A 12,459-nucleotide genomic window follows, 5' to 3' on the forward strand; every position below is an offset into this window, starting at 1 on the left:
CGGTTACCTCGATCTCGGCAGGCTGATGGGCACGGGCGTGAGTGCTGCAACGAAGCACGAGCCCTGGGGAGACCCGGGGCTTTCCTGTCGCCCGTTCCTCCCCGATGACGAAGGAGAACGATGACTGCCCCCACGAAGCGCCGCGGGTTCCTCTCGGCCCCACCGCCGAAGCCGCGCCTCGATGACGCAGAGGTGAAGCGGCTCTATCCCCGCCGCCGCGTGAATGTGTTCCTCGGGATCTTCCTCGGCTATGCCGGGTTCTATCTGATCCGGAACAACGTCTCGCTCGTGGCGCCGCTCCTGATGGAGGACAAGGGGCTGAGCACCCTCGGCATCGGCCTGATCGCCAATGCCGTGCTCTTCGCCTACGGGCTCTCGAAGTTCTTCATGGCCACGGTCTCGGACCGTTCCAACGCCCGCTATTTCCTTCCCATCGGGCTCGCCCTCTCGGCGCTGACCAACCTCTTCGTCGCTTTCGTGCCGTGGGTCTCCGGGACCATCGCTGTCTTCGCCACGGTGATGTTCATCAACGGCTGGTTCCAGGGCATGGGATGGCCGGCCTCGGGGCGGGTGCTCGTCCACTGGTTCTCGACCAATGAGCGAGGATGGAAGACGTCCATCTGGAACACCGCGCACAATGTGGGCGCAGCCGGCCTGGGCGTCGCAGCGGCAGCGGCCTTGGCCTGGACCGCAGACGATTGGCGCGCTGCTTTCTGGTTCCCGGCAGTCATCGCCCTGGCCGTCGCCGTCGTCGCGTTCTTCCTGATCCGCGACACCCCGGAATCCGAAGGCCTGCCACCCATCGAGGAGCATCGCGACGACCCCGCGAAGGTCGAGATCGACGAAGACTCCGACGAACAGCCGTCCATGTGGCAGTTCATCCTCAAGCATGTCCTCACCAGCCGAGTGATCGTGCTGCTGGCGGTCGCCAACGTCTTCGTCTATGCACTGCGTTACGGAGTGCTGAACTGGATCACCGTCTACCTCGCGGACACTCGCGGGGCGGAGGTCTCCGACGGCATCACGGGCTTCGTGGTGTTCGAGCTCGCCGGCATCGTCGGCACCCTCCTGTGCGGCTGGGTCTCGGACACGCTCTTCCGCGGATACCGTGCCGGCACCGGCATGCTGTTCATGGCTCTGACGGCAGTGGCACTCGTCGCCTACTGGCAGGTGCCCGTCTCCGCTCCTCTCTGGATCTCGATCGCCCTGGTAGCGGTCATCGGCGGCCTCATCTACGGCCCGGTCATGCTCATCGGTCTGCAGGCCATCGATCTCTCGCCACGCCAGGTCGCTGGGACTGCGGCCGGCTTCACCGGGCTTTTCGGGTACCTGCTGGGCGCGACGCTCGCGTCCTCCGGCGTGGGCCTGATGGTGCAAGAGTTCGGCTGGGACGTCTCGTTCGCCGTCCTGACAGCGTGCGCACTGCTCGTCGTCGGCATCATGTGGCTGATCGGCAAGGACGAGAAGGTGCTGATGCGGGCTCGCGAGGAGAAGCGCCTGGCCGCTGAAGCAGCGGCGGCCGACGGCACCGCCTCCGAGAGCTGAGGACTGGCCTACGCTCAGGGAGTCATGACTACTCCCCGTCGCTCACCGCGCGCCACCTGTGCGCTGCTGGTGCTCGCACTGCTCGCACTCGTCGGCTGCACGGCGAGCGACGGGGACTGGCCCGTGGACCACGACCTCGCAGTTCTCTGCTCCAATGACGCCGAGATCTGCCGGGCGTGGACCCGAACGTTCTCGGAGCGCACCGGGTACGACGTGACCACCGTGCGACTGCCCACTTCGGAGGCGCTCGAGCGCATCCGCCATGGCGAGGACCTCCCCGAGTTCGACGTCTGGCACGGAGGCGGCTCCGAGATGTACGTCGAAGCCGCCGACGAAGGCCTGCTCGCCTCCTACCGTTCCGGGGAGTCCGAAGGAATCCCCGCCGCCTTTCAGGACACCGAGAACCGCTGGAGCGGCGTGTACTCCTCGATGTTGGCCTTCTGCGTGGCGCCGCAGGCGGTCGCGGAACTCGGGACCGACATCCCTCACACCTGGGACGACCTGCTCGACCCTGCCTTGAAGGGACAGATCAGCACGGCGTCACCCCGAACCTCCGGGACCGCCTACACGGCGATGTCGCTGCAGATCGACCGACTCGGCGCGGACGCCGGTCGCGGATACCTCGCAGACCTCTACGGGCAGGTCCTCCAATTCACACGATCCGGTACTGCGCCTGCACAGGTGGTGGCACGCGGCGAGGCCGCCGTCGCCATCACCTTCGCGCCCTACTGCGACGCCGCGCGCGCCGACGGCAGCCAGGTCGACGTGGTGCTTCCCGACGACGCGACAGAGTACGAGGTCGGGGCGGTCGCCGTGCTCGCCGATGCACCGCATCCTGAGGCCGCTCGGGACTACCTCGACTTCGCGCTCTCGGCCGATGGGCAGCAAGCCGGCGCGACGAGCGGCATCGAACAGATCCCGACCCGGTCGGACCTGCCCGACAACCTTGCTGAGATCCTGGCAGATGGCTCCTATCCGGTGATCGGCGCCTCGCTCACCGAGCGCTCCGCACGACGGGACGCACTCCTGGCGTGGTTCTCGGAAGAGGTCGAGCGGTGAGCCGCATCTGGTACCGCTGGGCAGCGGCCTCCTCCCTCGTCATCTGCAGTGCGGGAGCGGTGCTCGTCGTCGGCTGGCCGGTGCTGCGCATGCTGGCGGAAGCGATCTCAGCCGTGGCGACTACCCGAGCCTTTCCCGGGCTCGGGCACACGATGGCGGTCTCCTCTGCACTCGCTCTCACGGTGACCGTGATCGGCACCGTGCTGGCCTTTGCCCTGGCTCTGACCGCCCGCACGCTCCGCCCGGGGTGGAGACACCTGCTCGACGCAGTCCTCGGCGGGCTCCTGCTGGTGCCTCCCTACGTCGTCGCAGCATCGGTCGTCGCCGTCGGCGGGCGGGCAGGCCTGCTCACCGCGATGCTTCCCGATGTCTACGGAGGCCTGGGAATGACGTCTGCGATGGTCGTGGCGCACCTTCCGATCCCTTATCTGACGATCAGAATGGCTTGGCGCGTGGTGGACCCCCGGCTGGTCGAGATGGGAAGGGTCAACGGCGCGCGCGCCGCGACGGTGGTCCGTCTCGTCCTGCTGCCGCCCTTGCGCAGGCCACTCGCGATCGCGGCCGCGCTGCTGTTCGTCTCTGCTCTGTCGGACCCGTCGATCCCCGCTGTACTGCGCGGCCGGGTGCCGACACTCGCGCACACCGCCTACATCGAAGTGATCGCCTGGGGTGGAGAGGGCACTGCTGCCCTCATCGCCGTCCTGCTCACCCTGCCCGTTCTTCCCGTCCTGCTGGCGCTGTGGCGCGGACGCGATCCGAACGCGCTCGCCGACCATTGGCAGGGGCTCAGCCCCAGCCCCAGGCTCGTACTGCCCCGTTCGGTCCTCGTGCAGGCCTGTCGGGCGCTGAGTGTCCTCGTCCTGGCCATCGTGCTGACGCTGGCGCTGGCTGCACTGATCACGATGTTCCGGGCGAGAGGATCGTTGCTCACACCGATGATGATGGGCGCCATCGGTTCGACCGTGCGATATGCGGTGGCAGCGCTTCTCCTGTCGGTCCCGGTGGGTCTGATGACGGCGTGGGCCTCCGGTCGAGGGAGCACGCGGCTCGCCCGCAACGTCGATCTTCTCCAGACGTCATTGCTGCTGATGCCCGGCACGACCCTCGGCATCGCCATCTTCCTGGCCTACGGGCTCGGGACGCGCACGCCTCTCGGAGAGCTGCCGGCGCTGGTCGGCGGCGCGTCGCTCGCATCCGGGTCTGTGGCGATCGTGGCCGTCTTCATGGCACCGGCCGTGCCGATGGTGCACTTGGCCGCACGTGCCGGGCAACGCCAGGTTCCCGTCCCCGTGCTCGAGACCGCCAGGGTGCTCGGTGCCGGCCGGCGACGTGTCGCCGTCGGCCTCTTCCTGCCGCAGACCGGAGCGCTTGTCGCCGCAACCGGGGCCGCCGTGGTCGCGCGGAACATCGTGTCGGTCGCCCCCGTGGTCTTCGTGTCCACGCCTGATGCGCCGATGGTGGCTTCTTTCGCTCTCGACCTGCTCGATCGAGCTGCGCTTGAGCAGACTTTCGCTCTTGCTGCGGTCGTCGCCCTCCTGGTGGGCGGGGCGAGCGCTCTGGTGGCTGGTGCAAGTGCCACAGTTCTCGGAGCACGCAGGAGGCCCGCATGACAGCACACTCCGGACTGCATCTGAGCGGAGTCGCCGGGGTCGATCTGCAGGTTCACCCCGGCGAGATGGTGGCGCTGATCGGCCCGTCGGGCTCCGGGAAGACCACTCTGCTGCGACGCGTCGCAGGACTCGAGCCGCTCCCGGCAGGCACGGTGTCCATCAGCGGCCGCGACATGGCGCGGGTGCCGGTGGAGCATCGGCCTGCGACGATGATGTTCGAGACTCCGGTGCTGTTCCCTCAGCTCACGGTCTCGGGGAACATCGCGTTCGCGGTAGGGCGTGGCGACGGGGGGCTCTCGGCGGCGGACGCACTCGACGTGGCCCTGACGTCCTTGGACCTCCGCACGCTTGCCGATCGCCTTCCCCACGAGCTCTCCGCCGGTCAGCGTCAGCGGGTCGCGCTCGCTCGGGCCCTCGTCCGCCAGCCCAGAGTGATGCTGTTCGACGAGCCTCTCGCGCATGTGGATCCTGCCGCTCGTGGCGGGTTGCTCCAGGAGATCTCGCGGATACACCGGCGAATGGGCAGCGCATCTCTGCTCGTCACCCATGACTGGTCTGACGCTCTCGCCGTGGCCGACCGTATCGCCGTGATGCGGGACGGGGTGATCGTGCAGGTCGACACTCCACGCGAGGTCTACTCCCATCCGGCGAGCGCCTGGATCGCCACTCGCGTCGGCATACCCAATTTCTTGTCCGCACAGGTCGACGGCCTCGTCGAAGACCAGGACGGGCACCGCGTGCGGGTGAGCATCCTGGGGGCGCACTGGGACGTCCCCGCATCGTCTGAACTGCGACGCGTGGGAGAGCGCTGCATCGTGCTCGGGCACCCCCACGCGTTCACGATGGTGCGAGTCGCGGACCGCCGAGACGTCGATCCCCGGCTCGGTCACGTCCTCGCGACGACCTTCGGCGGCGACCACGTCGACCATGACGTCGAGACCGACGCGGGGACACTCGTCATCCGCCGTCCGCTGGGCCCGAGGGACGAGCCCTGGCCTCCGGGAACGGCGGTCGAGGTCGGTCTCCTCCCCGAGGCCGTATGGGCGGTCGCGGGGTGAAGAAAAAAGGGCGGCGGTGATGGAAACGGCCGCGGACAGTGGGTCGGCGAGCTCAGGCCCTCTCGCGCAGTCTCTCGCCGAGCGCCTGCGCGGTCGAGGCGTCCATCGGCACGCCGAGGTCTGCCACGGCGTCGACGGCCTGGCTCGCGATGAGCTCCTCGTGCAGGGTCCGCTGACCGGGGCGGCGGATCGTGCGAGCAGCGCTGGTGACCGTGACATGCCCGTCCTCGACGAAGCGACTCACCACGAGCTGTGACTGGAACGGACCGGAGCCCGGCATCGTCGAGGTGATGTGGTGACCGCCGGTCACGTCGGCCGGCATGACCGGCAGCTGATCGGTGACGTGCTGGAGATCCTCGCCGCGCCGCAGCTCCCACTGCTCCATGTCTCCGGCGTCACCGGCGTCACCGATCCGGGAGAAGTGCATCGACAGGGCCCCGAACCATTCCTCGCGCCGGGCTCCGTCCTCACGCAGGAGCGGGCCGGTGAGCGAGAGGCCGAAGCCGGGATCCATCACCCACCACCGGCCGTCCAGCTCTACGTCCAGCGACATGTGGGTGCGGCTGTTGGTCGCGGAATGGACACGGCCCAGCCGGCGCCGCACCGACATCCCGAGCCGCTCGAGCACCCCAGCCATCAGCTGGACGTGCTCGAAGCAGTAGCCGCCCACGCCCTCGTGCAGCATCCGGCGGGCCACGGTCCCTGGGTCGACCCCGGGGTGGCGCCCCAGGAGCACGTCGATGTTGCTGAAGGGGAAGGTGCGCACGTGCGCAAGGTGGATGCGTTCGAGGAGATCGAGATCTGGGGCGTCCTCCGCTGCGCCCAGCTCGGCCTCCACCCCGATCCGCTCCAGGTAGAGGGCAGGATCGAACTCTCCGATGCCCCAGTCGACGCCGTGCTCCGATGCAAAATGGCTCACGCCCCGAGCGTCTCACGCCGGGGAGGAGCGTGGCGATGCCCCGTGGCTGCGGTGAGCGTCAGCCGCCACGATGGTGCTCAGCGAATCCTGTCAGCAGGCACCAGCCCCAGGTGAGCGGGAAGGAGCACAAGGAGCACATGGTCCGCTGCGCATAGCCCTCGGAACGGTCGATGCGGACCACCGTACAGGCCCCACGCGCGCGACGACCGCGCGGTCCGGAACGGGCCGAAGGTCCGTCGGATCGCCCCGGACGACGGCATAGTGTCGACAGCACCACCCCTGGGCACCCCGCGCCCAGCGGCCCTCGGAGAGGAGACAGGCATGGCGATGACGGCACCGCGGGACCCGGCCCCCGATGCGCGGCCGGCTCTCGAACGGCTGCGCGCGCGCCTCGAGGGCACTCTGCTCGAGCCGGGCGAGCCCGGCTACGACGCCGCCCGCGCGGTCTGGAACGGCATGATCGACCGGTTCCCGCGAGCGATCGTGCGCGCCGGCTCCGTGGCGGACATCGCCCCCACGGTGGAGGTCGCCCGGGAGACCGGGCTTCGCCTCGCGGTGCGCGGCGGGGGCCACAACATGGCGGGCCACGGCACCGTCGATGACGGGATCGTGCTGGATCTCGGCGGTCTCACCTCCGTGGAGGTCGATCCGAGCACGTCCCTGGTGACGGTCGCGCCCGGTGCGCGCGGCGCCGACGTGGACGCGGCGACCAGCGTGCACGGGCTCGCGGTGCCGCTGGGTGCGGTGAGCCTGCCCGGCGTCGCCGGCCTGACCCTCGGTGGCGGCGTCGGCTGGCTGACACGACCTGCGGGCCTGGCGCTGGACCGCCTGGTGCAGGCGGAGGTGGTCACTGCCGACGGGCGGCGCCTGGAGGCGAGCGCGGAGCAGAATCCTGAACTGTTCTGGGGGCTGCGCGGTGGCGGCGGGAACTTCGGGGTCGTCTCCTCGTTCACGTTCCGCGCGGTGCCGATACCGCCCGAGGTCCTCGGTGCGACGTTCTCCTATCGGCCCGAGCACTGGCGTCGGGCGCTGACGGCGTTCGAGCGGTGGAGCAGGCAGCTGCCCGATGAGCTGGCCTCGATCCTCACGCTCACGGTGCTGCCCGAGCGCCTCGGCAAGGGCGATGCGCCGTGGCTGCTGATCCGCTGCGCCTATGTCGGGGACGATCATCGCCGGGGGCAACGGATCCTGGGCCGGCTGCGTCGGGCCGCGCCGCCCGACGACGAGGAGGTGGGCCCGGTGGCCTGGCCTCGTTGGCAGAGCGCCCAGGACGACACCTTCCCGGCCGGTGCCCGCGGCTTCTGGCACAACGTGGCGTTCTCAGAGATGGACGAGGACGCCATCGACCAGATCGTCACGTACGCCGGAGGACTCACCAGGCGCGGGACCGGGATCGACATCCATCATCTCGGCGGCGTCTTCGCCCGGGTGCCGGAGGAGGCCACGGCCTTCCCCAATCGCTCCCCTCGCTTCTGGATGAGCATCTACGGCTTCTGGCGAGACCCCGCCGACGATGCCTCGCACCTCGCCTTCGCCCGCCGCTCCCAGGGCGCGATGAGGTTCCTCTCCGAGCGCGGTGAGTACGTCAACTTCCTGGGCCCCGAGGACTCCGGCCCGATCACCGACTTCACCCGCCGCGTCTACGGGGCGCAGAAGTACGCCCAGCTGGTGCGGGTCAAGCAGCGTTACGACCCGCAGAACCTGTTCCGCCAGAACCACAACGTGGGGCCGGAGGGCTAGAAACCGCCAGGAGCGCCGGGCCGACGGTCTCGTCGACGCCGGGCGTTCGCCCCGGCGGCGTGCTCCGCGTGAGCACGCCGCCGTCGATCGGGAGGCGGAGCCGCCTCAGATCTCGATCTCGCGGCCGTCCTCGGTGCGCAGCGTCAGCACGAAGCGCGAGCCGCGGCCCTCGTGGATCTCGGCGACGCCGTCGCCGAGGCCGAGCGCGTCGGTAGCCTTCTGCTGCGCCTCGGGCTTGACCTCGATGCGCTCGAAGGAGACCAGCTCGATCGACGGCAGGTCACCCACGAGGCCCGGGTGCTCGGTGGCGCCCCAGTCGATGAGGAAGGGCACGGCGAAGTTGCGGGGAGCCTGCGCCTGCGTGAGACGCCAGGTCAGCTCCGTGCCGTCCGGCGACTGGCGGGGGAGCTCCTCGACGTCGCCGGGGTCGAAGCCCTCGGCGCGGGCGCGCTCGACGACCTGATCGATGCCCTCGGGGTGCACGGCATAGGTGATGAGGGTGGGCTTCTTCAGACGGTTGATGCTGAAGGTCTTGGGCAGCTCCTCGTCCTCGCGGTCGGGGTCCGGACCGATCAGCTCGAGGTAGTGCGGGCGCGGCTCGCCGTTCACGGTGAGGGCGACCAGGGCGTTGGCGGTGCCGGTGGGATGGGTCCCTCCGGGCACGGGTGTGACACCGGTGAGCTCGCGGAACCAGTCGACGCTCTCGGCGAGGTCGGGACCGGCGATGACGATGTGGTCGAGCAGGTGGGGCAGGCTCATGAGAAGTCCTTCTTACGGGTGGGGGCTCGGGGGTATCGAGGAAGAGTTGGGGTGTGCTCAGCACGGGAAGGCGGTGCCTTCGGAATCTCGGACGGATTCGAGTGGCGGCGGCTTCGAGGGGTTCCGTGCCGCTGCGAGTCGGGGTGCGGTGATCCTGGCGCTGCACGGCTCTGCAGTCTAACGGTGCCCTCCGGTGGTCTGATCGTCGAGCCGGAGCCCCCGGTAGCGGTTCACGGCGGCGTGGACCTCGAGCGGGCGCGGCCGTGCGAGATGCCCCGGGTGCCCACGGTACGGGGAGAGCACGTCCAGGCCCTCGGCGTCGAGTCGGGCGAAGAGCGCGGTGATCTCCGCGCCGAGCGTGCGGCGGGTCCGGGGAGCGGGGCCCGGCTCCCCCAACCCGTCCGGCGCCCTCACGCCACTCGGCTCCCCCGCGGCGCCCGGATCCCCGGGCGCACCCGGCCCGCTCTGTGCGCCCGGGCCGTTCGGTGCGCCCGGCACGTTCTTCCCCTGCTCGTCGGCCAGACGATCCAGGGCGCAGGCGATGGCCTGTGTCTGGGCGGCGTCGACCAGCTGGGACACGGCGGAGAGATCGATGTGCTCGTGCCCGAAGCGGATGGCCCCGCGCCCGCGCGCCGTCGCGGGCTTCTTCTTCCCCGGCGGGTTCAGGGTTCCGTCGGCCGGAACCCTGCTGCGGGGCGCTGCGAACACGGTCGCGTCGGGCTGCGGTGATGGAGTGCCCGCGAGCTCGTGCGCCTGATCGGTGACGTCGTGGGGCACGTACTCGTCCAGAGCGATCACGTGGTCGGCGACGTCGAAGAAGGCACCGGACCCTCCGGCCACCAGCACGGTCGAGACGCCACGCTCGGTGAGCAGTGGGCGGACGCGTTCGACGAACGGGGTGATGGGTTCGCGCTCGGCGGGGATCAGGGCGCGCATACGCTCGTCGCGGATCATGAAGTTGGTCGCCGAGGTGTCCTCGTCGATGAGCAGCGCCGAGGCGCCGGCGTCGATCGCCTCGACGAGAGCGGCGGCCTGCGAGGTCGAGCCCGAGGCGTCGGCGGTGGAGAAGCTGCGGGTATCGATCCCGGACGGCAGGCCGCTGATGAAGGGCGAGATGTCGACCCCGGTCACGGCGCGACCGTCCTCGGCGCGGACGGCGGCGGCGTCGCCCCGGGTGATCACCCAGTCGCGGCCGTCGCCCGCGAGGTGCGGGTAGACGCCCCGTTCGAGGGCGCGCAGCAGCGTGGATTTGCCATGGTATCCGCCGCCGACGATGACCGTGACGCCTTCGGGGACACCCATCCCGCTCACATGGCGGCCGCTGGGCAGGTCGAACCCGACCCGCAGGGACTCCGGGCTGTGGAACGGGACCGCTCCCTCCGGGAGCGGGAGGTCGGAATCACCGGAGCGGCGAGGGAGGATCGAACCGTCGCCCACGAAGGCCACCAGTCGGTGGCCTTCCAGCTGGTCGCGCAGGGCCTCCTGGTCGCGATGCAGGTCCACGTGCGCGCGCAGAGCCTCAGCATCGAGCCGCGCATGGACCAGGGTTTCCTCGGCGATCTGCGGAAGGCTCTCGGTGAGCAGGCGGAGGGCAGACCGGCCGCGCACCCGGCGACCGGAGGCAGGAAGCTGGACGGTGATCCGCGCTTCGACGGCGTCGTCGGTGAGGGCGACGCTGGTGCGCTCGAGGACCTCCTGCTGCGGAGCCCCGACGCTGACGCCCTCGACCGACCGCAGGTCAGCGGCGACGGCCCGGGCCAGGAAGTCGGTGGTCGCGACCCGGCCATGGCGGTCATCGAGGAGGTCCTCGGGGATCCCGGCAGCGGTGCGGCCGACGATCAGGCGCATCAGGGACGGCGGGGCGAAGGGATCCACCTGCACGTGATCGACGACGAGACGGCACGAGCCGAGGTCGTAGCTGCCCCGCAGCTGCTTGTAGGAGCCGTATCCGCGGCCGTCGATCGAGGTCAGGAGCTGTTCGAGGGTGGCGGCATCTGCGGTCATCTGCGCATCCGGCCTTTCGCGCATCGGGGGCTGGTCGTCGACGATCTGCGGGCTCGTCCGTCGCCCGCGCGATCGTCGGTCACGTGCATCGTCAACAGTCCCTGCATCGTCTCAGCCACGCACGCCATTCAGAACTCGCCATCGAGCACCCGCAGGACGTCGTCGGACCGAAAGACCTCCGAGCGACGGTATCGACCCGTTCCAGGAACGAGGATTCCCCTGTCGACCAGCCTTTCCACCGCACAGTGCGCGGCCACTCGCGAGACACCCAGGTGATCGGCGATGAAGGCTGCTGTGACGACCGGCTGCTCGCGCAGCAGGGGCAGGATCCGCTGCGCTGACGAGCCGGAGCGCAGCCCACCTGCCTTCTCCTCGAGCAGGGCATCCAGGGCCCAAACCTTCTCTTGAACGCTGCGTACGTGCTCGCAGGCCTCTTCTGCCACGGCGGCGAAATAGCACACCCACTCGTCAAGCGCGGCGATGGCGTCGCCCGGGGAATCAGTACGGAACGCGCTGAGGCAATCCACGTACTCGCGTTCGCGGGCACGGATCACCGTGGAGATGGGCAGCACGCCGGCAGGAACACTCCCCCGCGTTCGAGCACTGCGTGCACGATCGCTCGCCCGGTTCGACCGTTGCCGTCCTCGAAGGGGTGGATGCTCTCGAACTGGACGTGGGCGATGGCGGCGAGGAGCAGCGGATGCCCCCTGACTCGTTCAGGTACTGACAGAGATCCTCGACCAGTGGCGCGACCAGACGGGGAGGGGGCGCGACGTGGTCAGCCCGGAGTGTGTCCCGCCCACCGATCCAGACGTCGACCTGGCGCAGCCCGGGCACCGCACCGCCCACGGCCAGGCCTCAGCGTGCTGCACACCGGCCGGTGTCCGAGACACTTTGACCAGCTGCAGAGTCTGCACACGGTCGGAGGGTCGCTCGCGGGCACGATCCGCTGCATGGTCCTGCGATCGGGCCGACCCGTCGACCTTGCGCCCCTACAGTTGCCGCATGCCTTCTGTGCCCGACCCCTCGGCGACCACCGCGGCCGACGTCCCCTCCGACTCCCCCGTCGGAGATACGCCGCCGATCGACGCGGTGATCCCGCACCGTCCCACCGAGGACGTGCTGGGGGTGCTCACCGGGACCTTCCTCGCCTCGCTCGGCCTGTACTTCCTGCAGACGGCGGGCGCCGTCACCGGCGGCACGGCGGGCCTGGCGCTGCTGCTCACGCATGCCCTGTCCACCCCGTTCGCGGTGCTGTTCGCGCTGGTGAACCTGCCGTTCTTCGCCCTAGCGTGGTGGAAGAAGGGATGGGTGTTCACGGTGAAGACGGCCATCTGCGTGGGGCTGATCTCCGTGTTCAGCCCGATCCACCCGCAGTTCCTCCCTCTGGACGAGGTGCCGCTGCCGTACGCGGTGATCGGCGGCAACCTGCTGGTGGGCGTGGGCCTGCTGATCATCTTCCGCCACGGCGCGAGCCTCGGCGGGTTCAACATCCTCGCCCTGATCCTCCAGGAGCGCGCGGGCCTGCGCGCCGGCTACGTGCAGATGGCCCTGGACGTCGCCGTCATCCTGCTGTCCCTGCTGGTGCTCGACATCCCTCGGGTGCTGCTCTCCGCCCTGGGCGGCGTGATCCTGAACGTGGTGCTCGCGCTGAATCATCGGCCGGGGCGGTATCGGGCGTGAGGTGAGGTGCGGGGCGCCCTCACGTCGTCGCCGTCGGCGTCGGAGCTGGTCGTCGCGGTCGAATCTCTCGTAGCCTGCCGTC

The 12,459-nt window shown here is 69.8% G+C and carries 11 protein-coding genes; 6 read left to right on the plus strand and 5 right to left on the minus strand.

The features are described 5' to 3' along the window. The first annotated feature begins 120 nt into the window (after positions 1–120). From CIK71_RS11800 to CIK71_RS11815, 4 genes are all read left to right on the plus strand, one after another. On the plus strand, positions 121–1,545 hold the full coding sequence (locus tag CIK71_RS11800) for an MFS transporter (RefSeq protein ID WP_096165871.1): 1,425 nt from the start codon (positions 121–123) through the stop codon (positions 1,543–1,545). A 24-nt stretch (positions 1,546–1,569) separates the two neighbouring features. Further along, the gene (locus CIK71_RS11805) at positions 1,570–2,604 is read left to right on the plus strand and encodes an ABC transporter substrate-binding protein (protein WP_096165872.1); all 1,035 of its coding nucleotides are present in this window, start codon (positions 1,570–1,572) and stop codon (positions 2,602–2,604) included. Positions 2,605–3,002: 398 nt separating this feature from the next. Further along, positions 3,003–4,214, plus strand: coding sequence for an ABC transporter permease (locus tag CIK71_RS11810; RefSeq protein ID WP_141393719.1), 1,212 nt, complete (start codon positions 3,003–3,005; stop codon positions 4,212–4,214). Continuing rightward, positions 4,211–5,272: an ABC transporter ATP-binding protein gene (locus CIK71_RS11815; protein WP_096165874.1), complete on the plus strand. Its 1,062-nt coding sequence runs from the start codon at positions 4,211–4,213 to the stop codon at positions 5,270–5,272. The genes CIK71_RS11810 and CIK71_RS11815 overlap by 4 nt, the downstream gene beginning before the upstream one ends. A 52-nt stretch (positions 5,273–5,324) precedes the next feature. Here CIK71_RS11815 and CIK71_RS11820 read toward each other — a convergent pair whose 3' ends face one another. Then, positions 5,325–6,191, minus strand: a complete 867-nt coding sequence (locus CIK71_RS11820; protein ID WP_096165875.1) for an arylamine N-acetyltransferase family protein — start codon at positions 6,189–6,191, stop codon at positions 5,325–5,327. A 321-nt stretch (positions 6,192–6,512) separates the two neighbouring features. Between CIK71_RS11820 and CIK71_RS11825 the strand changes: the two genes are divergently transcribed. Further along, complete coding sequence (locus CIK71_RS11825; RefSeq protein WP_245857525.1) at positions 6,513–7,931, plus strand: FAD-binding oxidoreductase; 1,419 nt, start codon at positions 6,513–6,515, stop codon at positions 7,929–7,931. Positions 7,932–8,036: 105 nt separating this feature from the next. Here the strand turns inward: CIK71_RS11825 and CIK71_RS11830 are convergent, their stop codons facing one another. The 4 genes from CIK71_RS11830 to CIK71_RS18225 form a co-directional block, all read right to left on the minus strand. Beyond that, positions 8,037–8,690, minus strand: coding sequence for a VOC family protein (locus tag CIK71_RS11830; protein WP_096165876.1), 654 nt, complete (start codon positions 8,688–8,690; stop codon positions 8,037–8,039). A 177-nt stretch (positions 8,691–8,867) separates the two neighbouring features. Further along, positions 8,868–10,694: an ABC-ATPase domain-containing protein gene (locus CIK71_RS11835; RefSeq protein ID WP_096165877.1), complete on the minus strand. Its 1,827-nt coding sequence runs from the start codon at positions 10,692–10,694 to the stop codon at positions 8,868–8,870. A 128-nt stretch (positions 10,695–10,822) separates the two neighbouring features. Then, positions 10,823–11,266 (minus strand): Fic family protein, encoded by a 444-nt coding sequence (locus tag CIK71_RS18050; protein ID WP_176485633.1) that lies wholly within the window; start codon positions 11,264–11,266, stop codon positions 10,823–10,825. Further along, positions 11,245–11,424, minus strand: coding sequence for a Fic family protein (locus CIK71_RS18225; protein ID WP_338022875.1), 180 nt, complete (start codon positions 11,422–11,424; stop codon positions 11,245–11,247). Before CIK71_RS18225 ends, CIK71_RS18050 begins: the two co-directional genes overlap by 22 nt. A 275-nt stretch (positions 11,425–11,699) precedes the next feature. On the opposite strand from CIK71_RS18225, the gene CIK71_RS11845 reads away from it, so the two are divergent. Then, positions 11,700–12,377, plus strand: a complete 678-nt coding sequence (locus tag CIK71_RS11845) for a YitT family protein (RefSeq protein ID WP_096165878.1) — start codon at positions 11,700–11,702, stop codon at positions 12,375–12,377. The last annotated feature ends 82 nt before the right edge of the window (positions 12,378–12,459 follow it).

Source organism: Brachybacterium alimentarium, from assembly GCF_002332425.1.
GTDB classification, from domain to species: Bacteria; Actinomycetota; Actinomycetes; order Actinomycetales; family Dermabacteraceae; genus Brachybacterium; species Brachybacterium alimentarium.

Coding starts and splice junctions, on each gene's coding strand:
- CIK71_RS11815 (WP_096165874.1), top strand. CDS start 4,211: ATGACAGCACACTCCGGACTGCATCTGAGCGGAGTCGCCGGGGTCGAT.
- CIK71_RS11800 (WP_096165871.1), top strand. CDS start 121: ATGACTGCCCCCACGAAGCGCCGCGGGTTCCTCTCGGCCCCACCGCCG.
- CIK71_RS11845 (WP_096165878.1), top strand. CDS start 11,700: ATGCCTTCTGTGCCCGACCCCTCGGCGACCACCGCGGCCGACGTCCCC.
- CIK71_RS11825 (WP_245857525.1), top strand. CDS start 6,513: ATGGCGATGACGGCACCGCGGGACCCGGCCCCCGATGCGCGGCCGGCT.
- CIK71_RS11810 (WP_141393719.1), top strand. CDS start 3,003: ATGGTCGTGGCGCACCTTCCGATCCCTTATCTGACGATCAGAATGGCT.
- CIK71_RS11805 (WP_096165872.1), top strand. CDS start 1,570: ATGACTACTCCCCGTCGCTCACCGCGCGCCACCTGTGCGCTGCTGGTG.
- CIK71_RS11835 (WP_096165877.1), bottom strand. CDS start 10,694: ATGACCGCAGATGCCGCCACCCTCGAACAGCTCCTGACCTCGATCGAC.
- CIK71_RS11830 (WP_096165876.1), bottom strand. CDS start 8,690: ATGAGCCTGCCCCACCTGCTCGACCACATCGTCATCGCCGGTCCCGAC.